Below are 25,639 nucleotides of genomic sequence, written 5' to 3' on the forward strand. Positions count from 1 at the left end.
GGTCATACGACGCCGCTCATTTCGGCAGGAAAACCGGATCGCTCCGCTCGTTGCCGGATCGGCGCCGATCATCGGTGATGACTCGATGGCCGCGATTCGGCGACCAGAATCGGCCTCATTCAAGAGGACCCCATGGCCGCAGTGTTCGACATCTCTCCCGCACTCGCATCGACCTGCATCGCAGGCGTGGCGTCGTGGTGCGTGCTGGATCTCGGCAGCCGCCTCGCCTTTTTCAACGGCCTGCGTCGTCGTCTCTGGCTCGTCGCCGGCGCCGCCGCGATCGGCACCGGCTGGGTGGCAATGTCGGTCGTCGGCCTCGGTGCGTTCGGCTTCGCCGTGTCGCTGGCCTCGAACGCCCTGACCGCCACCTTGGCCGAGCTGGCTGCCGTATCGCTGACCGCCATCGCGCTGATGCTGGTCGGACGTCACCTGCAGCTTGCCGGCCTGGCCAAGATCGGTGCGGCACTGCTGGCCGCCGCCGCCATCGGCACGATGCAGTACACGGCGATGTCGGCGCTGCAGATTCCGGTGGAAGGCACCCTGGTGCCGCCGGCCGCGGATCTGTCGCTCACCGTGCTCAGCATCGCGATGATGCTGTCGATGAGTTTCGCGTCGCGCTTCGATCTGCGTACGACCGAGCGCCGCGAAGCCATGGCCAGCGAACTCGCCGAAGCCGACCGCGTGCACCGCCTCGCCTACTTCGACAGCGTCACTGGCCTGCCGAACCGCAGCCTGTTCACCGAAAAGCTGCTGAAGCAGCTGGTCGACGCCGACAGCCGCGGAACGGTGCCGTTCAGCCTCGTCTACGCCGAACTGCGCGACTACCGGCCGCTGGTGCAGCGCCTCGGTGATCACCAGATGAACCGCGTGCTGCTGGCGCTGACCGACCGCATTGCCAACGAGTTCCGTGGCGATTCGCTGGCGCGCCTGTCGCACGATGGCCTGATCCTGATGGTGCAGGACCGTGAAGGCCGCGACCTGACTACCGCCGTCAGCACCCTGTGCGCCCAGTTGAGCACGCCGGTCACCAGCGACAGCGGCGATGTCTTCCGCTTCGCCTGGGGTATCGGTCACAGCCGCTTCCCGGACGATGGTCAGTCGACGCAGTCGCTGATCCGCGCCGCCACCACGATCCAGCGTCAGATCGGCATGGAACCGCCGAGCAGTGCTTCCTCCACCAAGCCGAGACTCGCGCTCGCCTCCTGATTCAACCCCGCATTCCGTCCCGGGCCATGGGGCCCCGAACGACAACGACCCTGAGCCTTGGGCCGCGACGAGCTAAATCCTCTCGCGGCCTCTTTTTTGGGCGACGCTTTTCCGAAACATATCGGATCGAACCGTACGGGGCCGCCTAGTTCGACTTCTCCGCCGCCACGGCATCGGCTTCGAACAGCTGCTCCAGTTCCTTCGAGAAATCCTTGGCGGTCTGGATCAGGGCCTTCTCGTCGCGATAGATCGCGTGCTGCTTCAGCAGCGTGTCCTGGTCGAAGCGGCGGAAGCGCTCGATTTCGCGTTCCACCTGCGCCTCCGGTTCACCGAGCGCCCGCAGCAGTTCGCCGGTCGTCTCCAGACTCGATGCGTACGAGCGGCGAATGATGTCGGTGATGCCGAGATCCATCAGCCGCATCGCGTGCTGGCGATCACGCGCGCACGCAAAAACGCGCAGGTTCGGGAAGTGGCGACGCACCACTTCGGCGATGCGCAGGCTCTGCTCGACATCGGCAATCGCGAGCACGAAGAAGCGCGCCTTGTCGACCTTCGCCGCTCGCAGCACTTCGAGACGGCCAGCATCGCTGTAGAAAATCGTGTTGCCGAACTGGCGCACGAAGTCCACCTGCTTGGCGTCACGCTCGAGCACGGTGTACGGAATCTTCTTGACCCGCAGCATGCGGCCGACGATCTGGCCGAACGGTCCGAAGCCGGCCAGCACGATGTCGTGCTCGGGCACGTCGATCACGTCATAGGCCGGGGCATCGCCATCGCGCTTGCGGAAGCGCGCCATCACCGCATACAACGGCGGCGTCGCGATCATCGACCCGGTGACGACGACGACCAGCAGATCACGCAGGCCTTCGCTCATGATGCCGGCCGTGGCCGCGACGCCGAACAGCACGAACGCGAATTCACCGCCCTGCGGCATCGCGAACGCCAGCGATCGTGCCGATTCGCCGCTGAGTCCGGACACGCGGCCGATGCCGTACAGGATCACGCCCTTGATCGCGATCAGACCGCCGACCAGGCCCAGCACCGCCAGCGGCTGCTCGACCACGAGGTGCAGCTTGGCCGACATGCCGACGGCAATGAAGAACAGCCCGAGCAGCAGGCCCTTGAACGGCTCGATGTCGGCCTGCAGCTCGTGCCGGTACTCGGAATCGGCCAGCAGCACGCCGGCGAGGAAGGCGCCGAGCGACATCGACAGCCCGACCGATTCCATCGCCAGCGCGGTGCCGGTGACCGTCAGCAGCGCCGCCGCGGTAAACACCTCCGGCATCTCGATCGCCGCCAGCCGCCGGAATACCGGCCGCAACAGCGTGCGGCCGCCGACCACGACCAACACCAGCGCGCCGATCGCCTTGGCACCGCCCAGCCAGCCGCCGCCACCGCCATGGCCATCGACCGAGGCCCCGAGCAGCGGCAGCAGCGCGAGGAACGGAATGACCGACAGATCCTGGAACAGCAGGATCGCGAACGACGCCCGGCCGTGGTGATCGGCCAGTTCCTTGCGCTCGGCCAGCATCTGCAGCACGAAGGCGGTGGACGACATCGCCAGCGCAAAGCCGGTGACGATCGCCGCCGCCGGCGGCAGGTCGAGGGCCAGCGCGACGCCGGCCAATGCGGCGGTCGACAGCAGTACCTGCGCGCCACCGAGCCCGAACACGTGCGTGCGCAGGCGCCACAGGCGGCTGATCTGCAGCTCGAGTCCGATGACGAACATCAGCAGCACGACGCCGAACTCCGAGACATGCAGCACGCGCTGCACGCCATCGATCCAGCCCATGCCGGACGGCCCGATCAGCAGGCCGGCGAACAGGTAGCCGAGCACCGCGCCGAGCCCCAGCCGCTTGAACAGCGGCACGGCAACGACGGCAGCGGCGAGGAACAGGGCAACTTCGGTCAGCATGGCGCAGGTCCGTCAGCGTGGTTGCGGCGGGAAGCCGCAGGATTTTCCGTTATCGTGCCGTTTCATCCCGACACAAGGACCCCGTGATGCCGATTTTCGGCCGATGGATTTCGTTTTCGATCATAGCCTGCACCGTCGGCACCCCTGCCATTGCCCGCGCCGAGGCAGCGGCCCCAGAGGCTCCGAACACGGCAAACGCCCCCGCGGCGGCCGCGGACCCCGATGCGGCGACTGCCGCAGCGAGCGAAGCGTCGACCCCGACGGCGAGCCCGGATTCGAACGACGCCAACGTCGGGCCGAAAACGCGCAAGCCGCGCAAGCGCTGGACCATCGACGTCGCCTCCGATTCGTTCGCGCTGGTCAACGATGCCAAGGGTCTGTCGCTGCACAAGCCGATGTTCCTGCTGCCGGCGACGTACTCCGGGCGCTATCCGGGCAACTCCAGCGAAGTGCTGTTCAATCTCAGCCTGAAACTGCGCGTGTTCGATACGCCGGTGTACTTCGCGTACTCGCAGAAGTCGTTCTTCCAGGCTCTGAACGGCGACAAGTCCAAGCCGTTTCGCGAGAACAACTTCAATCCGGAGGCGTTCTACCGCCTCGTGCCGGACGACGAGAATCGCGCGAAGTGGTGGTATCTGGCGTCCGATTTCGGCATCGAGCACGAGTCGAACGGCAAGTCCCTGCCTGACTCGCGCAGCTGGAACCGCATCTACATCGCGCCGTACTACGAACGCGACAACACGCTGGTCTACTGGAAGTGGTGGTATCGCCTGCCGGAGGAAAAGAACCGTGCGGCGACCGATCCGAAGCGCGACGACAATCCGGACATCCAGGACTATTACGGCTACACCGAACTGCAGGTGCAGCAGCGGCTGTTCAACCGGCACCAGATCAGCGCCACGTTCCGCTACAACCCGACCACGGCCCGCGGCGCCGTCGGCGTGAACTACACGATTCCCGGCAAGAACGACTACTTCTTCTGGACCTTCTATCTCTGGCAGGGCTATGGCGAAAGCCTGCTCGACTACGACCGCTCCGTGACCCGCGTCGGCGTCGGCATCTCGCTCGCGCGCTGAGCCACGCCGACTACAGCACGCGCGCGTGCCAGCCCGGCTGGCACCAGAGCGCGGAGATCATACGCAACGCGCCATCGGCATCACGGCGCAGGCTGTACTGCACTTCGATGGTTTCCATCAGATGGCCATCGCGATGGAAGCGGCGGATGTCGGCGACCTCGGCCAGCCACAGGCCGTCGGCACATTCGCGGACGGTGATCGCGCCGATCTCGGTGTGATCGAAGCCGGCGGCTTCGAGCGAGTCGAACACGCCGCGCAGGAAGGCCTCCAGCGCGGCGCGCGTCGCCAGCGCCTGGGTGCCGGACGCGCGGATGAACACCGCCGGCTCGGTGAAATGCGAAGCCATGGCCGTGAAATCCCGGGCATTCCAGGCGCGGATGTAGGCGTGGATCGTGGCTTCGAGGTCGTGGCGGATCATGGCGGTGCGGCGCGCGGTGGGTGACGGATGCGACCGATCATCGGTCATTTGCGACCGTCGCGAACGGTCCGGTCGCCGGGCCTTTGCAGCCGATGCCGCTGAGCCCGTGTTCCGTTCGCGTTCATCGACCGGGCGGCGCGCATGTCGTCGCACGGGCGCATCGTCTCCTCACGCCGGCACGTCGCCGACCCTGCCAGGAGAACCGCCATGATGAAGTCCGTCGCCATTTCCCGTGCGCTGCGTGAGGCTGCCGAGCGTCAGCGCCAGCAGCAGCAGCAGCAGAGCCAGCCGCAGGCCGCGCTGCAGGCGCGTCTCGAAGGCCGTGCGGCCGCAGTCGCCGTGCCGGTACCGTCGCTGCCGTGGCTGGGGCGCTGAACCAGACGCATCACCGCACCCGCTGACCCGAGGCCCGGATCGCGCCCAGCGCGATCCGGGCCTCGTCATGTGCGCGGCAGGTCTCAGTTGACCGTTGCGCGCGGCATCCGGCCCGTGGTGATCGCCTGATTCCGGATTTATCGTTTTCACCGCAGTCGAAAACGCTACCGCTCGCCGCGCCGTCCCTGCGCTGCACGGCGAGCCGACTTCGGAGTGCGCGCATGTCCAATGTCGCCGGCAAGGCTTACGGGATGAATGTCATCACCCCGATGAAGCCGTGGAAAACGTCGCTCAATACGCTGATCTTCCGCTTCGGCCGTCTGAATCCGGAGACCTTGTCCGGACTTCTGGGACTGTCGCTGATCCACTTCGCGCGCTGGGTGATGATCCGCCGCGATCAGTGGCCGGACCTCGGGCAAGGCAGCCAGCGCCACCTGCGGAACGACTACATGCTGTTCTGCTCGAACTTCAACGGCACCTGGGACCAGTACATCGATGCCTTTTCCGATGGCATTCCGAATGGACTCGACCTGTTCTGGTATTCGAGCACCGGCTATCCGCACTCGGTGCCGATCACGCCGTTCAAGGACTACATCCGTCACAACCAGCTCGACACCAGCTACTACTACAACGCGACACCGGGATCGGCGCAGCGCGACATCAAGAGCGCGCTGCGGGTGCTGCCGGCACTGCGCAGGCTGGCCGCGCTGCATGCCCGCCAGTCGCCTGCGGCGTTCGCGGCTAGCTGGCGGCGCAGCATCACCGCGCTGCAGAACGATCTCGGCACGCCGGGCGATGCACCGGTGGCGAGCAACGACACGCGCGAGGCGGACTGGAACCGCAAGGCGGCGGTCGAAGCGCTGATCCGCGAGCGCGCGAGCCGCGCACCCGACGCGCTGCCGCCGCCGGCGTCGGCACCCGCACCGAAGCCGCGGCCCGCGAAGACCACCAGCTTCGATGGCGGCCACTACTTCCTGACCCTGCTGATCCCGGTGCAGAACCAGACGCTGGTGAAGCACTACGGCATCGAATGTTCCGCCGTGCAGCGCCTGCGCGACGTGCTCGCGACCTTGCCGACGGCCCTGCAGTCGAAGGCGACGCGCGCGATCGGCCTGAACAGCCCGTTTGCGCGCAACCGCCGCACGCATCTGGCACGTCTGGTCGTGATCAACGACGTGCAGTACAACGGCCGTGAAGGCGAAGGCGCCGTGCTCGGCGCGATCAAGCAGACCTCGCTGGTCACGCCGCAGGCGCAGGATCGGCTGAGCTGTCCGTTCCTGTTGTTCGCCGCGGATTTCGATGCCGCCGACGGCAGCGAGGCGACGGTGCGCGGCTATCTGACCGAGCTGTGGCGGACGATGGAACCGGAGCTGCGTGCCGTGCTCGAGAACTGCTATGGCTACACGCGAATTCGCGACGCCGAGAGCTTCTGCGACTACGCACTGGCCTGCGAAGTCGAGACCACGATGCCGTTCAACGACTACTGGGCGAACGCGCCGGAACTGCCGAACCGCATTCCGGGCCTGCTCAAGCGGGCGGCGCTGATCGCGGCAGCGGCACTGGTGGCAAGTCTGGTGCTTGTTCACGCGTCCTCGATCGTCACCGGCGCGCTGGCGTATGCAATGGGCGCTGCCGCCGGCTGGCTGTTCCATCGCGCACGGGCGGGCAAGCAGCAGCAGCCGTCCGGCCTTCGATCCGCCGTGCCGGCCATGATCGTCGGTGCGCTCCTGGCTGCCGTGATCGCGGCCGGCCGCGATCCGGCGTCCCTCGTCGTCTCCGCGGCCGTCGCGCTGTTCGCGGTGCTGGCGGGCCGCAGCATCGTGCGCACCGGTCGCGAACCGTTCCCGACCGCCCCGGACTCCGATCTGCGCTCGGTGCTGAAGGCGCTGTACCTGCAGCAGCAGCTGGTGCCGTTCGTGATCGACCATCAGGGCGTCGACGATGCCGCGCTGCATGCCGGCTTCGCGCGCTTCATCGCCGAGCATGCCCCGGACAACGTCGATGCCCCGACGCAGCCGCCCGGCGTGATGCGAAGCCGCGGCGTCGATGGAGACCGGCCATGAGCTCCGTCGATCTCACGGCACCGCGCCGCGGCCTGAATCTGGCCGACATTCAGGGCAACGTGCTGCTGCCGTATGGCAAGCAGGGCTTTCCATACGCCCGCTACGTGTTCCTGCGCGTCGATCCGCACAAAGAGGAAGGCGCGCGGAAGTTCCTGACGCTGCTGCTGCCGAAGATCACGTCGGCCTTGCCATGGGACTCGAAGATCGCGTTTCCCGATGAAGTGCTGGAACCGCGGCCCGCCGTCGCCTGGAACCTCGCGTTCACCTTCCGCGGGCTGTACGCGCTCGGCCTGCCGACCACGACGCTGCGCGCGATGCCGGCGGAATTCATCGACGGCATGGCCGCACGCGCGCACATCCTCGGCGACCGTCCGGAGCGCGACCGGGGCGAGGAGCAGGCGGCGGTGCCGCCGCACTGGGACGCGATCTGGCGCCACGCCGCGACGCGCACCTGCGAACCGAGCGCCGGGCAGGTCCACATGCTGCTGAGCCTGAACGCCGGTTTCGATCCGAAGCGGCTAGCGCCCGATCGCGCGAACCTGTCGTCGTTGCTGGCCGAAGCCCGCGCCAGCCTCGAAGCGGCCTATGCCGATCTCGTCGGCCGTTGCGAGGCCACGGGCGGGGCCGTGCAGATCGTCCCGGGTCATGGGCCAGACCGGCTGCCGTATCAGGACGCCGCGGCGGTCTGCGACGCGAACGGACCCAGCAAGCGCGAGCATTTCGGCTTTGCCGACGGCTTCGGCGATCCGGTGTTCCACGGCCAGTATCCGGCCGGCGTGATCGCGGAGCGCGCGATCGGTCAGGGCAAGCTGAAGCCGGACCAGACCTGGGCGCCGCTCGCCACCGGCGAGTTTCTGCTCGGCTACGTCGACGAAGCGCAGGAGATTCCGGGCCAGACCTATCCGTTCGAGTTCACCCGTAACGGCACGTTCATGGCGTACCGCAAGCTGCACGAGAACCTTGGCGCGTTCGATCGCTGGGTCGAGACCACGGCTCGCGCCCTCGCCCGGCATCTCGGGCTGGACCCGGATGCCGATCTGCCGCGCGCGCGCCAGACGCTGATGGCGAAGCTCGCCGGTCGCTGGCCGGACGACGGCGTGCCGCTCAGCGTCGCACCGACCTGGGACGCTTATCAGGCCTTTCGCCAGCATGAAGCGGCGGTCGAGGCACGGCTCAAGGCCGATCCGGACGATCGTGCCGCCGCGGCGGAAAAGGCGGCGATCCGTCGGCAGTACGTCGATTTCACGTTCGCCGATGACCTCGCCGGCCACAAGTGCCCGGTCGCGGCGCACCTGCGCCGGGTCAATCCGCGCGATGCGCTGGATCCGAAGCTCGGCACGCGCGATCGGATGGGCTCCGCGCTGAACAATCGCCGCCGCATCCTGCGCCGCGGGTTGCCGTATGGCGGCCCCGACAACGCGACGCGCGACGATGCCGGCGAGCACGGCATCATCTTCATGGCGATCTGCGCCAGCCTGTTCCGGCAGTTCGAGTTCGTTCAGCAGCAGTGGCTGCAGTACGGGCTCGATTTCAATGTCGGCAACGACACCTGCCCGCTGCTCGGCAACCACGGGCCGGACGCCAAGATCGTGATACCGGCCGATCCCGGCAGCGACCGCCCGCCGTTCATCGCGGCGCGGATTCCGCAACTGGTCGAGGTTCGTGGCGGCGACTACTTCTTCATTCCGAGCCTGACCGGCCTCAGGATGCTGGCACTCGGCATCGTCGATCCGACCTGAAACGACGCGCGGGGCCCGGGCCGCGCCATCGGCGACCCGGGCCCCGCGAGTTCTCCGCCGTGGCCGCCGATGACCGGCGGCTGGCGGGTCAGCGTCGACTCAGTTCGACGCCCCGCTCCGGCCGAGCGGCACGGTGCGCACCTTCGACGGATCCGGCGCCGTCGCCGCCTCGCCACTGCCGCCGGACGTGCCCGACGCAGTCGAGGCACCGGACGCCAGCAGGGTGTCGCGCTTGGCCGCCGCCAGCAGCGGCTCGACATTCCACTGCGCCAGTTGGAAGTACTCCGGCCGCTGCGACCCCTTGACCACGTAGCCGTCACCGACGGTGCGCTTGCCGATCGCCAGGCTCACCGTGCTGCCGTCGGTGCGGGTGATCGTGGCCGACAGCGCCGGCATATCCAGCCCGTAGCCGGGGCTGGCCTCGCGACCGGCGAGGCTGTCGATCTGCAGGTTCGACAACTGGCTGACCAGCCGCGACACGGCGTCGGCATTCGGCACCTGACCGCCGTCGGACGATTCGACCTTCCACGTCGGTGCCGCCGGCGACGTCGACGCCGCACCGGGCTGGCCAGCCGCCGCCACGGCCTGCGTGACGGCGGCGGTGGCATTGCGCGTCAGCTTCAGGCCATCGAGCTCAATCGCCGCGATCTGGTCCTGCGGCACGGCGAGCAGCTTCTTGTCGAGCCAGTCGTCCGGCTTCGTCGGCAGGTCGTAGCTGGCCAGATCGATCTCGCGCACGGCCTTGTCGCCGGCCACGCGGGCGCGGGTCTGGCGCGCGCCCTGCGAGGTGCCGATCAGCAGCGTGCCGAGCGTCTTGTCGCCCTGCGCGAAGCGGATGCGCCGCTCGAAGCGGTCGTCCGCCACCTTGAAGCGCTCGGCCGCGCCGTCGCTGGTCGCCACCGGCAGGCCCTGCCGCAGCGCCACCGCGCGCTGCAGCAGCGCGTCGATGCGCGCGGTGTCGGCCGGCACGTCGCCGCCGGCATCGGGCAGCAGCCACTGGCCGTTGCGCCGGGTCAGCGCCACCTTGGCGTTGTCCGGGCCTTCGATCGTCAGCCGGTCGATCTGCGCGGCGTCCAGCGCCAGCAGCCGGGCATCGCTGGCGGTCGGTGCCAGATCGGTGCCGGTGCGGCTCAGCACGACGGCCAGCAGCACCTGGGCCGCAAGCACGCCGGCAAGGGTCTTGGTCGTGATCTTCATCGTTCAAACCTCCGCAAGAATGCGCTGATAGCGGCGCTGATCCTGCTGCGCGACACGCCGCCGCCACAGCCAGACCAGCCCGAGCCCGAACACCGCCAGCCCGTAGTTGGCGTACTCCCACAGCTGCGCCCGCGCTTCCGGCATCGGCAGCAGGGTGCGCGCGAACTGGCTGCGGCCCCGCAGGCTGAGCAGAGCCGGGTCTTCCAGCGACCAGTCGACCGCGTTCTGCAGGAACTCCAGCGGCTTGGTGTAGGCGGTGCCGAGGCCCTGCGATTCGAAATCGATCGCCGCGTCGCTGCCGAAGCTGCTGCTGGCGATCACCAGCAGCCGCGCGGAATCCGGCGAGCGCTCGATGACGCTGGTGACGGTATTGCGCGAGGCCGGCGGCGTGCCGTCGTTGCCCGGCGCCGGCACGGCCGCCGGTGGCGCCGATGTGGCCAGCGGCGACGGCTTGCCGGCGTAGAACGAGTCGAAGCGCCCTTCCAGCGCCACCGCCAGCACCTGCGGCTTGCGCTCGCCGGTGGCCGGGAAGCCGCTGTCCGGATTGAGCCGATAGTCCGGAATCAGGTCGAGGCTGTCGCTGGACCAGCTGCCGCTGGACGAGCGCAGCAGCTCGGTGGTCTTGCGCATCGTGTTCTTCGCCGGGTCGACCGTGATCGGCGACGCCCAGTTGACCGTCAGCTGGCCGAGCGAGCCGGTGACCGGATGGCCGGCGTTCAGGCCATCGCCGCGCAGATCCGGGAAGTGCGGATACGGCAGCATCCGGATCTCGCGCACCGGCAGCCCGCCGATCGAGCGCTCCACCGGCACCGGCAAGGCCGCGTTCTGCGCATCGAGCACCATCGTTTCGCCGATGCTGACGCCGTAGTGCGCCAGCCAGTCCTGCAGGCCGGAGCTCTGCTTGCTCGCGGTCAGCGTCTGGCCGACCTGAATGTCGAACGGCGACGTTGCCAGCACCACGCTGCCGCCGCGCATCAGGAACTGGTCGATCGCGAAGCGCTGGCGATCGTCGAGATCCTTCGGCGACAGCACCAGCAGCAGGTCGGCGTCTTCCGGCACGCGGCCGTCCTTCAGGTCGGCATCGCGCAGCTTCAGGTTCTGGCCCAGTGCGGCTTCCAGCTGGGCGTACTGCGGCCCGGCGCTGCGCGGCGCGTACGGGTTGGCCGGCGCCGCCGGCGATGGCTTGACCACGGCCACCGTGCGCAGGAAGCCCGGCGTGAAGCGCTGCAGCGCGGCGGTGATCGAGCGCTTCAGCGCGTCCTTGTCGAGCGTGTCCGGCAGCGGAATCTGGATCGTGTCGGCATCGGACTGCAGCAGCAGGTAGAACCAGAACGGCTTCGGATCATTCAGGCTCGCGATCTGCGGGCCGAAGCCGTAGCGCTGCGCGAGCTGCTTGGCCAGGGTGCCGCCGTCGGCGTCCGGATCCTCGAACCGGATGCTGAGCTTGTCGCCGGCCTGCGCCTTCAGTTCATCGAGCACCGTCTGCAGGTCGCCGCGCAGCTTCTTCAGGTCCGCCGGCAGCCGATCATCCGCCGACACGTAGCCGGCGAATGCGACCGGCTTGGCGAGCGCCTCGAACGGATTGCCGCCGGACTGGTAGCTGTTCAGCACCTTGCGGATGCTGCGGGTGATCGCGTACTCGGGGTTCTTCAGCGCCACGTCGAGATCGCGCTCGCCGCGCACCTTGACGTCGACCAGATCGCGGAAGCCGAGCTTCTCGTACTGATCGCCGTACGAGATCACCAGATCGAAATACGAGCTGACCACGGCCGACTGGTAGCGCGTCGCGGTCTGGAACGGCACCGGGCGAATGTCGTAGCGGCTGGCCGCTTCCGCTTCGGCGGCGCGATCGCGCGTCGGGTCGACGAACTCGATCCGCGCGCGGCCGCCCGCGGCCACGGCGTATTCCTCGAGCAGGTCCTTGATCTTCGGCACCAGCGGCGCCAGCAGCGGATGGGTCTTCGACGAGAAATAGCCGCGGATCAGCAGCGGCTCGCGCAGTTCGGTCAACTGCTCGCGCGTGGCCGCTGACAGCGAGTACTGCCCGCCTTGCGTGAGGTCCGCGCGCAGCACCGGCACCGGCGCCAGCCACAGGTTCGCCGCAACGAAATTGGCCACGGTCAGCGCCGCCAGCGCAGCGGCGGTGCGATGGCCCTGCGTGGCCGGATTGCCGGCGCGGCGCAGCCGCTCGAGACCGTACAGGTTCAAGGTCAGGAACACGCCGACGATCGACGCGTAGTAGTACAGGTCGCGCAGGTCGACGACGCCGCGGGTGATCGACTCGAAGCGCGAGCCGGCACCGAGCAGCGCCAGCACGGCACCGGCCTGATGCCCGAACAGCTGGATCAGCAGGTCCGCACCGATCAGGTAGAACAGCCCGCAGACCACCGTGGTGAGAATCAGCGCGACGATCGGGTTGTCAGTCCGGCCGCTGGTGAACAGGCCGATCGCGACATAGGCGGCGGCGAGGAACAGAGTGGCCAGATAGCCGCCGGCCACCGGACCCCAGTCGAGCGGCCCGAGCAGCGCGACGGTGATCGGCAGCGGCGCGGTCAGCGCCAGTGCCACGGCGACCAGCCCGAGTGCCGCGGCGAACTTGCCGAGCACCAGGCTCAGCGGCCGCACCGGCGCGGTCAGCAGCGTTTCGAGCGTGCCGGCGCGGCGTTCTTCGGACCAGGCGCGCATCGTCAGCGCCGCGACGAGGAAGATCAGCAGCAGCGGCAGCCACTGGAACAGCGGCCGCAGGTCGGCGATGTTGCGGGAGAAGAACGACTCCACCCAGAAGAACACGAACAGCGTCACGCCGAGGAACGCGCCGAGGAACAGATAGGCGGCCGGCGTGGCGAAGAAGCCGCGAAACTCCTTCGCGGCGATGTGGCGGATTTCGATCAGCGCCGGGACCGGGACAGACTCACGCATGGGCCACCTCCTCGACATCGACGGCCGCCGCCGCCTGCGCCGCGAGTCCGGCGCGGTTCAGCCGGCCGGCGTCGCCGCTGGCGTTGACTTCGGCAAACACGGTTTCCAGATCGCGCCGCAGCGGCGTCAGCTGGTGCAGGCGAACGCCGGCGCGGGCCAGCGCCTCGGCCACGTCCGGCGCGTGATCCGGATCGGCATCGATGCGATAGCGCTGCCGCGCGCCCGACGTTCCTTCGGCATCGACGCTGCGCACGGCCGCAAGGCCCGCCAGCGCCGGACGCGGATCGCGTTCGGTCTCGATCCGCAGGCCGCTGCCCTGGCTGAGCTGGTCGATCCGGGCATCGACCACGAGCTTGCCCGCCCGCAGGATCAGCACGCGTTCGCAGACCGCCTGCACCTCCTGCAGGATGTGGGTCGAGACGATCACGGTCGCGGTCGTCGCCAGCTCCCGGATCAGTTCGCGCATGTGGCGGATCTGGGTCGGATCGAGGCCGTTGGTCGGCTCGTCGAGGATGATGATGTCCGGCGCGTGCAGCAGCGCCTGCGCCACGCCGACGCGCTGGCGATAGCCGCGCGACAGCGTCTGGATCGATGCCGTCGCCTTCTCGCCGAGCTGCGTGCGACGAATGGCCTCCGCGACCGCGCGCGGCCGCTGGGCATCGGCCACGCCATGCAGCGCGGCCTGATAGTCGAGATAGTCGATGACCGTCATTTCCGGCCACACCGGGCAGTTTTCCGGCAGATAGCCAATGCGGGCCTGGATCGCGCGGGTATCGCGGCCGACCACGAGGTCGTCGATCCGGATGCTGCCGGCCGTGGCTTCGAGATAGCCGGTGATCATTTTCATGATCGTGGTCTTGCCGGCGCCGTTGTGGCCGAGCAGGCCCACGACCTCGCCGCGTCCGATGCTGAAACTGACGTCGTCGACGGCGGTGAACGCGCCATAGCGCCGCGTCAGGTGTTCTACCTGAATCATGGTCTGGATTGTCCTCAAGGAAGGATTTCCGGGAGGCAGCCGCCAGCGCGCCGCGAATCGCCTTGGATCAGCGGAATCGCAGAAAAATCAGGGAGCTGGCGGGGATCCCGGGCGAAGCAACCGGGCAGCGACGATCAGCGCGGCGGTGGCCGGCTCAGGATCACGGGGACAAATCGGGGCGAGGACGGATCAGTTCTTCGCGACATCTCGGGAACACCTCGGGCGCTACTCGAAGGTCGGTTTCGGCAACGGTGCCGGCGCTCGCCAGCCCGTTCTGCCGGCATGTGCGGATGACGGGTGCGATTTTCAAGCGTCGGCGGCTGAAGACCGCAGCGCCGGCGGCAGAGTTCCCGCAGCCACGACACTGCCGCGACGGTCGGGGTGGCTGGTCCGGATCAGCCGGCAGCCCGCGTGCGGCGCCGGCGCTCGCCGATCAGGGCGCGGCCGGTGCCGCGGCCGGCACTGCGCCAGCCGTTGCCGATCGACCGTCCGGCGACAGCGGCGGATCGCAGGCGAACGCGCGACCGGTCGTCGATTGCGCGTACGAACTGACCAGCACCGTGTTGCCGCCCTGCTGCACCGCCTGCTCGCGCAACTGGTTCAGGCCGGTGGTTCGCGTCGTCTCGGTGCTGTGGGTCATGACCGCACCCAGCGCGGTGCAGCGCTTGACGTCCTTCGGAACGGCGGTCACTACGGTTGCTTCGACCTGCGGCCGGATCGAGCCGCAGGCCGCAAGCCCGGCAGCAAGCGCGAGCAGAGCGATGGATCGGATGGCGGTCGTTCGGGCGGTCATGCGTGTCTCCGGTTGCGCGGTCCCGACCAAAGGACCGCGCGTGCCGGCTACATGTTCCGTCGGTATTCGCCGCCGACGTCGTACAGCGCGTGGCTGATCTGGCCGAGCGAGTTGTACTTCACCGCTTCGAGCAGCGACTCGAAGATGTTGCGGCGGTCTCGCGCCGTCTGCTGCAGGTTCTTCAGGCTGTCGGCCGCGAGCGTGTTGCGCAGCTTCCGGAACGACGCGACGTTCTCGATCTGCTGCGCCTTCTCGTCCTCGGTGGAGCGGATCAGTTCGATCGTGGTCGCGATCTCGCCGCCGTGGTCCTTCGGCAGGAAGGTGTTGACGCCGATCAGCGGCAGGCTGCCGTCGTACTTCTTGTGCTCGTAGTACAGCGACTCTTCCTGAATCTTGCCGCGCTGGTACATGGTGTCCATCGCACCCAGCACGCCGCCGCGCTCGGAGATCGACTCGAATTCCTTGTACACCGCGTCTTCGACCAGATCGGTCAGCTGGTCGATGATGAAGCTGCCCTGCCACGGGTTCTCGCAGTAGTTCAGGCCCAGTTCGCGGTTGATGATCAGCTGGATCGCCACGGCTCGCCGCACCGATTCCTCGGTCGGCGTGGTGATCGCTTCGTCGTAGGCGTTGGTGTGCAGGCTGTTGCAGTTGTCGAACAGCGCGTACAGCGCCTGCAGGGTCGTGCGGATGTCGTTGAACTGGATTTCCTGCGCGTGCAGCGAACGACCCGACGTCTGGATGTGGTACTTCAGCATCTGGCTGCGTTCGTTGGCCTGATACCGCTGCTTCATCGCCCGCGCCCAGATGCGGCGGGCGACGCGGCCGATCACCGAGTATTCCGGGTCCATGCCGTTCGAGAAGAAGAACGACAGGTTCGGCGCGAAGTCGTCGATCTTCATGCCTCTGGCGAGGTAGTACTCGACGAAGGTGAAGCCGTTGGCCAGCGTGAATGCCAACTGGCTGATCGGGTTCGCGCCAGCTTCGGCGATGTGGTAACCGGAGATCGACACCGAGTAGAAGTTGCGCACGCCGCGCTCGACGAACGACTGCTGGATGTCGCCCATCATGCGCAGCGCGAATTCGGTCGAGAAGATGCAGGTGTTCTGCGCCTGATCTTCCTTGAGGATGTCGGCCTGCACGGTGCCGCGGACGATGGCCATCGTCTCGCGCTTGATCTTGTCGTAGGTCTCGGCATCGACCAGCTGGTCGCCGGTGACGCCGAGCAGCGCCAAACCCAGACCGTTGTTGTTCGACGGCAGCTCGCCGGAATAGACCGGGCGGGTCTTGCCCTTGAACAGCTCGGCGATCTTCTGCTCGGCTTCCGCCCAACGCGCCGGCTCGGCCTTCAGGTATTTCTCGACCTGCTGGTCGATCGCGCAGTTCATGAACATCGCGAGGATCATCGGCGCCGGGCCGTTGATAGTCATCGACACACTGGTGGACGGCAGACACAGGTCGAAGCCCGAGTAGAGCTTCTTCATGTCGTCCAAGGTGGCGATGTTGACGCCGGAGTTGCCGATCTTGCCGTAGATGTCCGGGCGGGTTTCCGGGTCTTCGCCGTACAGCGTGACCGAGTCGAACGCCGTCGACAGACGCGTCGGCATGCCCGGCTGGCTCAGGTAATGGAAGCGCCGGTTGGTGCGCTCCGGCGTGCCTTCGCCGGCGAACATGCGGATCGGGTCTTCGCCGACGCGGCGATACGGATACAGACCGGCCGTGTACGGATAGCCGCCGGGCAGGTTTTCCTTGAGCAGGAAGCGCAGCAGCTCGCCCCAGCCTTCGAACTTCGGCGCAGCGACCTTCGGGATCTTCGAGTGGCTCAGGGACTCGGTGTAGTTCTCGCCCGACACCGGCTTGCCACGCACGTGATAGACATACTGCGGATCGGTGACGCCCTTCAGGCGTTCCGGCCATTCGCGCAGCAGGGCGATCGATTCGGACTTGAGCCCCTTGATCGCTTCGTTGTAGCGGCTGCGCAGGATCAGCAGGCTCTTGTCGCCGCCGGCCGTCAGGTCTTCACCGGCATAGACGTCGAGCGGCTTCGGCAGCTTCGGATCGTCGAGTTCCTTCAGCGCGTCCCACAGCGACTGGGCGCGGTCGGCGATGTCGTGCTGCTGCTCGACGTCGCGATTGATGCCGCGGCCGTTCTCGGCGATTTCGGCGAGGTAGCGGGTGCGGTTGCCCGGGATCAGCACCGTGGCGCGCGGTTCCTTCACCGTGGTGTCGAGCGCCGGGGTCCATTTGTCCGCCGGCAGGCCAAGCTTGTCGCGCAGCAGGCGGCACAGGTTGGTGAACATCCAGGTGACGCCCGGATCGTTGAACTGGCTGGCGATCGTCGGGTAGACCGGGACGTCTTCGTCCTTGAGATCGAAGCGCACGCGGTTGCGCTTCCACTGCTTGCGGACATCACGCAGCGCGTCTTCGGCGCCGCGGCGGTCGAACTTGTTCAGCACCACCAGCTCGGCGTAATCGATCATGTCGATCTTCTCGAGCTGGCTGGCCGCGCCGTAGTCGCTGGTCATCACGTAGATCGGGAAGTCGACGAGATCGACGATTTCCGAGTCGCTCTGGCCGATGCCGGCGGTTTCGACGATGACCAGGTCGTAGGTCAGGCTCTTGAGGAAGGCGATGCAGTCCTTGAGCACGGTGTTGGTAGAGGCATGCTGACGGCGCGTCGCCATCGAGCGCATGAAGGCGCGCGGATTCCGCAATGAATTCATGCGGATGCGGTCGCCGAGCAGCGCGCCACCGGAACGGCGGCGGGTCGGATCGACGGCGAGCACGGCGATCCGCATCGTCGGGAAGGCCTGCAGGAAGCGCAGCAGCAGTTCGTCCACGGCCGACGACTTGCCGGCACCGCCGGTGCCGGTAAAACCGATGACCGGGGTCTTGGCGCCGGCCACTTTCCACTCGGCGCGCAGCTTCGCCAGCTCGGCGTCGTCGAACAGGTCGTCTTCCAGCGCCGACAGCCAGCGGCCGACGCTGATCTCGTCGTCAATCGACGCCGGACCCGGCTTGGTGCTGCCCTTGCGGTGCGTCTCGGCGCGCTTGATCAGGTCCTCGATCATGCCGACCAGGCCCAGCTTGCTGCCGTCGTTCGGGTGGTAGATCCGCTCAACCCCCTGCGCGTGCAGTGCGGCGATCTCTTCCGGCGTGATCGTGCCGCCACCGCCGCCGAACACGCGGATGTGGCTGGCGCCCCGCTCGGCGAGCATGTCGACCATGTACTTGAAGAATTCGTTGTGGCCGCCCTGGTAGCTGGACAGCGCGATGCCGTCGGCGTCTTCCTGCAACGCCGCCCGCACCACGTCCTCGACCGAGCGGTTGTGACCCAGATGCACGACTTCCGCGCCCTGCGACTGGATCAGGCGACGCATCACGTTGATCGCCGCATCATGGCCATCGAACAGGCTGGCGGCCGTGACGAAGCGCAGCGGGCTGGTGGTCTGGGACGTGGCGGAGTCCTGGGTCAGGATCGTCGGGGCATCATCAGGCATGGCAACGGTCTTCGGTGATCTTGAGAAATTGACGCGCCCGCAGGCGCTCGAACGGCAGCCGCGCGGAGCGCAGCCCTACAACATTACCGGTACTTGAAATTACCGGCAGGAAATCGGCCGATCTCGCCGGCCGCGGCGCTCAGGCGCGCGCGGCGGCCGCCAGTTCGTCGCGGACGACGCGCTTCAGGACCTTGCCGGTCGCCGTCATCGGGAACGCGTCGACGAAGCGCACTTCCTTCGGCACCTTGTAGCCGGCGATGTGCTGGCGGCAGTGGCTGATGATCTCGTCGCCGGTCGGCGGCGCGGCATCGGTCGGCAGCACCAGCGCCACCACGCGTTCACCCCACTTCTCGTCCGGTAGGCCGATGACGGCGCACATGCGCACGGCCGGATGCTTGGCCAGCACCTGTTCGACTTCGGCGGAATACACGTTCTCGCCGCCGGTGACGATCATGTCCTTGACCCGGTCAACGAGGTACAGCAGACCATCGGCATCGCGCCGCCCGGCATCGCCGGTTCGATACCAGCCGTTGATCAGCACGGTGGCCGTCGCATCCGGCTGGTTCCAGTAGCCGGTGAACAGGCTCGGGCTGCGCACCCACAGTTCGCCGACTGCGCCATCCGGCACTTCATGGCCGTTCGGGTCCATCAGCTTCACGTCGATCAGCGGCAGCGGCGTGCCGCAGGCCTTGAGCTTGGCCTCGTCCTCCAGCACGTGCTGCTCGGGCCGCAGCAGCGTGATCGCGCCGGAGCTTTCGGTCGCCCCGTAGAACTGCATGAAGTGGCACTTCATTTCGACCAGCGCCCGCTGCAGCAGTCGCGAACTGATCGGCGAGCCGGCATACATCACCAGACGCAGGCTTGAGAAATCGGTGGTCTTGGCATCCGGATGGTCGAGCAGCATCTGGATCGCCGTCGGCACCAGCGCGACGATGCTCGGACGGTCGCGCGCGATCAGCTTCAGCAGCTGACCGGGATCGAGCGCCGGCAGGATCGACAGGGTCGAGCCGTTGTACAGGCTCTGGATGCTGAGGCCGGAGCCGACCAGATGGAAGTTCGGCATCACCATCATCATCACGTCGTCCGGCTGCCACTGCAGCGCCGGTTCGAGGTGTTCGCACAGGCGCATGTGATGGAAGCCGCCATGCGACAGCTGCACACCCTTGGGCTTGCCGGTGGTCCCGGAGGTGTAGATCAGCAGCGCCGTCTGCGCCGGGTCCACCGCGATTGCCGGATCGCTGTCGGCGACGGCCGCGAGGGCGACCTCGAACTCGCCGGCCAGACCCGATTCTCCGGTCGGATCGATCTCGACGATGCCGAACGCCTGCGGACAGCTCGCCTGCACGGCGCGGGCAGTGGCCGCGAATTCGCGATCGACGAAGATCAGCGGTGACTGGGCATCCGCGATCACCGACGACAGTTCGGGCGCGGCCAGTCGCCAGTTCAGCGGCGTCATCGTGCTGCCGGCCTTGTTGATGCCGAACAGGAGCTGGAAGTACAGCGACGAGTTCTTGCCGAGGAAGCCGATGTTCGAGCGCGGCGCAATGCCGAGCCGCGCGATCAGGTGCGCCACGCGGTTCGAGCGCGCGTCGAGCGCGGCGAAGCTCAGGCTGCCGGTGCCGTCGACCAGCGCCGTTTTCGTCGGCTGTGTCTTCGCATACAGGCGGGGAATGTCGCCCAGCGTCTTGATGTCAGCGTAAAGCCACATGCCGGTGTGCCCTCGTCATGAACAATCGTGTATCCGGAAGTCGTGCGAAACCGGTGCCGATGGCGTGCCGATCAGCGACCGACGAACTTGGGTGCGCGCTTCTCGACAAACGCCGTGATGCCTTCGCGGGCGTCGGCGCTGGCAGCGCACGCGGACAACAGTTGCGCCTCGTCCTCGAGCTGCGCTTCCAGCGGCTGGCGCAGGGACTTGTCGATCAGCCGGCGGATAGCGCCGAACGCGCGCGTCGGACCGGCGGCCAGTTGCAGCGCGGCCTTTTCCGCGGTTTCGGTCAATGCCGCGTCGTCGACCACGAAATCGGCCAGCCCGCATTCGCCGGCCTGTTCGCTGCTCAACATCTCGTTGAACAGCAGGAAGCGCCGCGCGCGGGCGATGCTCATCCGCGATGCCAGTCCGAACGAGGCACCGGCATCGCAGGAATAGCCGATCTGCGGATAAGCCGCGCCGAAGCGGGCGCTGCGGCCGGCATAGACCACGTCGCAGCCGGCGACCATCGCCACGCCGCCGCCCATGCAGATGCCATGGACAGCCGCGACCAGCGGCGCGTCCAGCCGCTTCAGTCGCGCCATGCCCATGTGCAGCCCCTGCGTCCACAGCAGGATGTCGCTCGGCAAGGTGTCGAGCGACGACGCGAACATGCGGATGTCGCCGCCAACGCTGAAGAACTTGCCGCGCGCCGTCAGCAGGATCGCGCGGATGTCGCTGCGCGCGCCGAGCGCGTTGCCGACCTGTCCGAACTCTTCGCAGAACCGCGCGTTGAACGGGTTGCCCGCCTCCGGCTGGTTCAGCACCAGTCGCGCCAGCCCGTTCTCGACCGTGAGGTCAATGGTGTCGTAGCTCACAGCTCTCGCTCCTGATCACGGTGCGGCCGCAAGGCCTGATGGACGCGCATGCCGGCGTGATTCCAGCGGATGCGCTTGTAAAAAACCCGCCGCCGGAGCGTTCCGGCGGCGGGTGTCGATACTTCCGGATGACCGCGGCCGAAGCCGGACGGTCAGACGCCGACGGTTGCCGCCTTGCCCACGTCCGCACCGGCCTCGCGCTGCCAATCCGGCCAGCCCGCCGCCTCGTTCTGCTTCGCCGCCAGCGCACGTTCCTCGCGGGTGGCGAATTCCAGATCCCAGCGCTTCAGCGCCGGCTTGATGATCACTTCGTGCCACAGCGGCGGGATCAGCGCGGCAAGGAAGCAGACGAACACGCTCGGCATCGGAATCGCTTCCTTGTGCGGCACGAGCTTGTAGTAGACCTGGTACGAGTTCAGGTGGTGATCGGCATGGTTGGTGATCTCGAACGCCATCGTCCGCGAGAACCAGCCGAGGTGATTCCACAGATGACGGCGGCCGATCGGCGCGCCCTTCAGACGCACCACACCGTAATGCTGGAAATAGTTGAACGACTCGACCCAGAACCGCGCGACGATCTGCCCGGCCAGCGCCACGGCGTTGGCGACCGGCCCGCCGATCGCGAAGATGATCGCGTGGAAGATCACCAGCGCCAGCAGCGCGCGCCAGACGCGGTGACCGAGGCCCCATGGCGCCTTGCCCTTCTTGCGCAGAGCGTTGGCTTCCATGTTCATCGCGTACTTGGTGCTTTCGAGAAAGGCATTCCAGGTGAACGAATACAGGTTCGTGCCGCGGGCGGCAGTATCGCCGTCATCCGGCGTGGCAACGTCGATGTGGTGACCGACGACGTGGCCGATGTCGCGCGTGCAGTCAAGGATGCACAGGTGCGAGTAACGGCCAACCGTGCGCGGCAGCGCGCCGCGCATGTGGTACAGCTCGTGCGCAGCCGGCACCAGCGGGATCACGCCCATCCACGCGAGGCTCAGCACCGACCCGACGAGCTGTGCCGTGCTCAGGTCGCCCTGCGACACGCGCCAGGCCATCGCGAAATACAGGCAGACCGGACCGACGGAGCACAGCCAGATCGGAATGTTGGCCAGGAACGCGTTGTTCATCTTGCGCATGCTGTAGTCGCGCCCGGCGATGACATCGAGCACGGCCAGCACCGGAAAACTGAGGATGCCGACCCAGACGTAATCGCCGCCGGCAATGAACCCGGCATACGCCATCGCCACCACGGCCACCGGCAACCAGTACTTCAGGTAGTCCATCGTCTCCTCCGTTTGTTAGTCAGTTTTACAGTCGGCAAAGCGCTGCCGACGGTCGGATTGCACTAATTTTCAGAGCATCAGATTACGGGGCTTCCGCGCAACGCTACCCAGCCAATCGTCTGGGGTCGGTCACGGTTTCGGCATTGATCGCTTTCACCTTTTCGTGCCCGGCCATGCGCCCGAACAGCGAACGTCCGATGATCAGCTTCATCACTTCGATCGAGCCGCCGGCGATCTTGACGATGCGCGAATCCGCAAACGCGCGCGAGATCGGGTATTCCCACATGTAGCCCCAGCCACCGAACAATTGCAGGCATTCGTCGGCGCACTTGCAGTGCAGGTTCGACAGCCACATCTTCGCCATCGCGGCGTCCACTTCGTCCAGTTCGCCAGCCATGAACTTGGCGATGCAGTGATCGGTGAAGACGCGGCCGATCACCGCTTCGGTATGCAGTTCCGCCAGCTTGAACTGCGTGTTCTGGAAGGCGCCGATGGTGGTGCCAAAGGCCTTGCGGTTCGCGGTGTAGTCGACCGTCATCTCGATCAGGGTTTCGGCCACCGTCGCCGAACGGATGGCCTGCGCCAGACGTTCCTGCGCCAGCTTGGTCATCATCAGCTTGAAGCCTTCGCCTTCCCGGCCGAGCATGCAGGACGCCGGTACGCGCATGTCCTCGAAGAACAGCTCCGAGGTGTCCTGCGCCTTCATGCCGAGCTTTTCGAGATTCTTGCCGCGCTTGAAGCCCGGCGTCTTGGTATCGACGAGGAACAGCGTCACGCCCTTCGAGCCGGCTTCGCTGTCGGTCTTCGTCGCCAGCACCAGCACATCGCACAGCTGGCCGTTGGAGATGAAGACCTTCTGGCCGTTGATGATGTAATCGTCGCCGTCGCGCACGGCGCGCGTGCGGATCGCCTTCAGATCGGAGCCGGCATGCGGCTCGGTCATGCCGAGGCTACCGATCGCTTCGCCGGACACCATCTTCGGCAGCCACTGCTGCTTCTGTTCTTCGGTACCGAAGGACTTCACATAGGTCGCGACCAGATCGCAGTGGATCAGGAAGCCCGGGCCGGTGAAACCGCTGCGGGCCATTTCCTCGAACACCACGACGTCGAACAGATAGTCGAGACCGAGGCCGCCGTATTCCTCCGGGATGGTGCAGCACAGCATCCCGGCTTCGCCGGCCTTCAGCCACAGATCGCGCGGGACAATGCCGTCGTGCTCCCACTTGGCGTGGTGCGGCGCGATCTCGCGCTCGATGAACTTGCGGACAGTGTCGCGGAACAGCTCGTGTTCGGAAGAGAACAGCGTGCGCTTGAACATGGGTCTGCCTCGGAAAATTTACCGTGATCGTATGGCACCATACGACTATTGTAAAGGCGATTACCGCCTCCGGCAGCCATGACGGTCGCGCCGGAGGCGGAATGCGGCTCAGTACGACTTCGGCTGATCCAGCACTTTTTCGGCGATGTACGACAGGATCAGCTGCTCCGTGATCGGCGCGATGCGGGTCACGGTCACTTCGCGCAGCAGGCGTTCGACGTGGTACTCCTTGGCGTAGCCGAAGCCGCCGAAGGTCAGCACCGCCTGCAGGCAGGCGTCGTAGCCGGCACGGGCACCGAGGAACTTCGCGGAGTTCGCTTCGGCTCCGCACGGCAGGTGCTGGTCATACAGCCAGGCCGCCTTTTCGGTGACGCGCTGGGCGGCTTCCAGATACATCCACTTTTCCGCCAGCGGATGCTGGATGCCCTGGTTCATGCCGATCGGCCGATTGAACACGACCCGCTCGCGGGCGTACTGCGTGGCACGGCGCAGCGCATCCTGTCCGATGCCGATCGCCTCGATCGCGATCAGCACGCGTTCCGGGTTCAGGCTGTGCAGGATGTAGCCGAAACCCTTGCCTTCCTCGCCGATGCGGTCGGAATCCGGAATGAACAGGTCGTCGATGAAGATCGCATTCGAATCGACCGCCTTGCGCCCCATCTTCGGAATCTTCTTGACCTCGATCTTCGTGCGGTCGAGGTCGGTGTAGAAGATCGTGATGCCGTCAGTCGGGCGCTTGCAGTCCTCGAGCTTGGTCGTACGGGTCAGCAGCATGATCTTGTTGGCGACCTGCGCGGTCGAGGTCCAGACCTTCTGACCCTTGACGATGTAGCCGCCGTCGACCTTGGTCGCGAAGGTCTTGATCGCCGTGGTGTTCAGGCCGGCGTCCGGCTCGGTGAATCCGAAGCAGCACTGATCCTGACCCGCGATCAGGCGCGGCACCCAGCGCGATTTCTGCTCGTGCGTGCCGTAGACCACGATCGGGTGCGGCCCGAACAGGTTGATGTGCACGCTCGACGTCGCCGCCATGCCGCCGCCGTGGCTGGCGACCTCGTGCATCATGATCATCGCTTCGGTCACGCCGAGGCCCGAGCCGCCGTACTCCTCCGGCATCGTCAGGCCGAGCCAGCCACCATCGGCCATCGCCTTGTGGAACTCGCGCGGGAACGCGCCGTCCTCGTCACGCGCCAGCCAGTAGTCGTCGCCAAACGAACGCACGACGGCACCGACACCGTCGCGGATCGCCTGATGATCGGGATTGATCGAGAAATCCATCGGATGCTCCGAAAGAAGGTGAAAAATTGGAGGGCGCGGGCGTGGCGGACCGGTGCCGCGCCGCCGCGCTCAGGCGGCCGGCTTGCGCAGCATCAGGGCCTGGCGCTGGGTGGTGCAGACCAGTTCGCCGCGCTGATTCAGCCCTTCATGCACGAAGGTGACGATGCCGGCGTTCGGCCGCGACTTCGAATCGCGCAGTTCGAGCACCGTGGTGCGCGAACGGATCGTGTCGCCGGCAAACACCGGCTTCGGGAAACGGGTGTCGGTCATGCCGAGATTGGCAACCGTCGTGCCGAGGGTCGTGTCCTGCACGCTGAGGCCGATGACCAGTCCAAGCGTGAAGATGGAGTTGATCAGCGGCTGACCGAACTCCGTACCCTTGCAGTACTCGGCATCGATGTGGATCTGCGCCGGGTTGTAGGTGGCGCCGCAGAACCAGACATTGTCCGATTCGGTGACCGTCCGGCGAATCTCGTGCTCGAAGATCTGCCCGACCGAGAACTGCTCGAAATGAAGACCCGCCATGGTGACTCCGCGTCGATCCGGCTACCGGATCATTTTAGTATGGTGCCATACTATCACCGATCGACGGCATCAGGTCAATCGTCTGGCCCTTGATTCTGTCAGGGAATGGCGGCGCCCATGGCGGCGCAAGGGCTACCGTCGCGTCCGCAGATGAGGGGATGAAAGCGGTCGGGATCAACGCCCTGTGCCGCCGAACTTCGGCCGCGCGGAGCGCGGTCGGCCGGAAGCGTCAGCCGGCGGTGGGCGTCTGCAGGTAGAAGCCGAGGATGGCGGCCGTCGCGATCAGCACCCAGGCCTCGAAGATCAGGCGCCACGGCGTCGGCGCGTGACGCAACTCCATGAAGTGCAGCAGCACGAACCGGATCTTGAACGCCGCGATCAGCACGATCGCCACCGTGCCGACCTGGGCCGAAACGCTGTCCTTCGACAGCCACCACGTGGTCGCGCAGGTCGCGACCATCAGGATCAGCCAGATCGTGTGCAGCCCACCGAAACGGGTCGTCAT

19 protein-coding genes are annotated in these 25,639 nt (G+C 66.8%); 5 read left to right on the forward strand and 14 right to left on the reverse strand.

The genetic code is table 11. The features are described 5' to 3' along the window. Positions 1-132 precede the first annotated feature (132 nt). Entirely contained in the window at positions 133-1,206 is a 1,074-nt protein-coding gene (locus QZ951_RS02040) for a diguanylate cyclase (protein WP_292998020.1), read from the forward strand. A gap of 145 nt (positions 1,207-1,351) precedes the next feature. On the opposite strand, the gene QZ951_RS02045 is transcribed toward QZ951_RS02040, so the two are convergent. Beyond that, on the reverse strand, positions 1,352-3,121 hold the full coding sequence (locus QZ951_RS02045; RefSeq protein WP_292998022.1) for a monovalent cation:proton antiporter-2 (CPA2) family protein: 1,770 nt from the start codon (positions 3,119-3,121) through the stop codon (positions 1,352-1,354). A gap of 86 nt (positions 3,122-3,207) precedes the next feature. Here QZ951_RS02045 and QZ951_RS02050 point away from each other — a divergent pair, with 86 nt between their 5' ends. Further along, on the forward strand, positions 3,208-4,197 hold the full coding sequence (locus tag QZ951_RS02050) for a phospholipase A (RefSeq protein ID WP_292998024.1): 990 nt from the start codon (positions 3,208-3,210) through the stop codon (positions 4,195-4,197). 10 nt (positions 4,198-4,207) lie between these two features. Here QZ951_RS02050 and QZ951_RS02055 read toward each other — a convergent pair whose 3' ends face one another. Next, positions 4,208-4,615, reverse strand: a complete 408-nt coding sequence (locus tag QZ951_RS02055; protein ID WP_292998026.1) for a nuclear transport factor 2 family protein — start codon at positions 4,613-4,615, stop codon at positions 4,208-4,210. 207 nt (positions 4,616-4,822) lie between these two features. Between QZ951_RS02055 and QZ951_RS02060 the strand changes: the two genes are divergently transcribed. The 3 genes from QZ951_RS02060 (at position 4,823) to QZ951_RS02070 (ending at position 8,792) form a co-directional block, all read left to right on the forward strand. After that, positions 4,823-4,990, forward strand: coding sequence for a hypothetical protein (locus tag QZ951_RS02060; protein WP_292998028.1), 168 nt, complete (start codon positions 4,823-4,825; stop codon positions 4,988-4,990). 221 nt (positions 4,991-5,211) lie between these two features. After that, entirely contained in the window at positions 5,212-7,053 is a 1,842-nt protein-coding gene (locus QZ951_RS02065) for a hypothetical protein (RefSeq protein WP_292998030.1), read from the forward strand. Further along, positions 7,050-8,792, forward strand: coding sequence for a hypothetical protein (locus QZ951_RS02070; RefSeq protein WP_292998032.1), 1,743 nt, complete (start codon positions 7,050-7,052; stop codon positions 8,790-8,792). The genes QZ951_RS02065 and QZ951_RS02070 overlap by 4 nt, the downstream gene beginning before the upstream one ends. A 99-nt stretch (positions 8,793-8,891) precedes the next feature. Here the strand turns inward: QZ951_RS02070 and QZ951_RS02075 are convergent, their stop codons facing one another. The 12 genes from QZ951_RS02075 to QZ951_RS02130 form a co-directional block, all read right to left on the reverse strand. Continuing rightward, entirely contained in the window at positions 8,892-9,989 is a 1,098-nt protein-coding gene (locus QZ951_RS02075; protein ID WP_292998034.1) for a DUF4340 domain-containing protein, read from the reverse strand. Positions 9,990-9,992: 3 nt separating this feature from the next. After that, positions 9,993-12,908, reverse strand: coding sequence for a Gldg family protein (locus QZ951_RS02080; RefSeq protein WP_292998036.1), 2,916 nt, complete (start codon positions 12,906-12,908; stop codon positions 9,993-9,995). Next, positions 12,901-13,884 carry an ABC transporter ATP-binding protein gene (locus tag QZ951_RS02085; RefSeq protein WP_292998038.1) on the reverse strand — a complete coding sequence of 328 codons (984 nt, stop codon included), beginning with the start codon at positions 13,882-13,884 and terminating at the stop codon, positions 12,901-12,903. Before QZ951_RS02085 ends, QZ951_RS02080 begins: the two co-directional genes overlap by 8 nt. Before the next feature lie 433 nt (positions 13,885-14,317). Next, entirely contained in the window at positions 14,318-14,677 is a 360-nt protein-coding gene (locus QZ951_RS02090; RefSeq protein WP_292998040.1) for a hypothetical protein, read from the reverse strand. Between the two features lie 47 nt (positions 14,678-14,724). Continuing rightward, positions 14,725-18,177 (reverse strand): methylmalonyl-CoA mutase family protein, encoded by a 3,453-nt coding sequence (locus tag QZ951_RS02095; protein WP_292998042.1) that lies wholly within the window; start codon positions 18,175-18,177, stop codon positions 14,725-14,727. Between the two features lie 139 nt (positions 18,178-18,316). Further along, the gene (locus QZ951_RS02100) at positions 18,317-19,885 is read right to left on the reverse strand and encodes a long-chain-fatty-acid--CoA ligase (RefSeq protein ID WP_292998044.1); all 1,569 of its coding nucleotides are present in this window, start codon (positions 19,883-19,885) and stop codon (positions 18,317-18,319) included. 71 nt (positions 19,886-19,956) lie between these two features. Next, positions 19,957-20,745 carry an enoyl-CoA hydratase/isomerase family protein gene (locus tag QZ951_RS02105; RefSeq protein WP_292998046.1) on the reverse strand — a complete coding sequence of 263 codons (789 nt, stop codon included), beginning with the start codon at positions 20,743-20,745 and terminating at the stop codon, positions 19,957-19,959. A gap of 152 nt (positions 20,746-20,897) precedes the next feature. Continuing rightward, entirely contained in the window at positions 20,898-22,016 is a 1,119-nt protein-coding gene (locus QZ951_RS02110; RefSeq protein WP_292998048.1) for an alkane 1-monooxygenase, read from the reverse strand. 103 nt (positions 22,017-22,119) lie between these two features. Continuing rightward, positions 22,120-23,334, reverse strand: coding sequence for an acyl-CoA dehydrogenase family protein (locus QZ951_RS02115; protein WP_292998050.1), 1,215 nt, complete (start codon positions 23,332-23,334; stop codon positions 22,120-22,122). 108 nt (positions 23,335-23,442) lie between these two features. Continuing rightward, the gene (locus QZ951_RS02120; RefSeq protein ID WP_292998052.1) at positions 23,443-24,609 is read right to left on the reverse strand and encodes an acyl-CoA dehydrogenase family protein; all 1,167 of its coding nucleotides are present in this window, start codon (positions 24,607-24,609) and stop codon (positions 23,443-23,445) included. A 69-nt stretch (positions 24,610-24,678) separates the two neighbouring features. Then, positions 24,679-25,134, reverse strand: coding sequence for a MaoC family dehydratase (locus tag QZ951_RS02125; RefSeq protein ID WP_292998054.1), 456 nt, complete (start codon positions 25,132-25,134; stop codon positions 24,679-24,681). Positions 25,135-25,363: 229 nt separating this feature from the next. Continuing rightward, the gene (locus QZ951_RS02130; protein WP_292998056.1) at positions 25,364-25,639 is read right to left on the reverse strand and encodes a cytochrome C oxidase subunit IV family protein; all 276 of its coding nucleotides are present in this window, start codon (positions 25,637-25,639) and stop codon (positions 25,364-25,366) included.

Source organism: Nevskia sp. (assembly GCF_021732705.1).
Taxonomy (GTDB): domain Bacteria; phylum Pseudomonadota; class Gammaproteobacteria; order Nevskiales; family Nevskiaceae; genus Nevskia.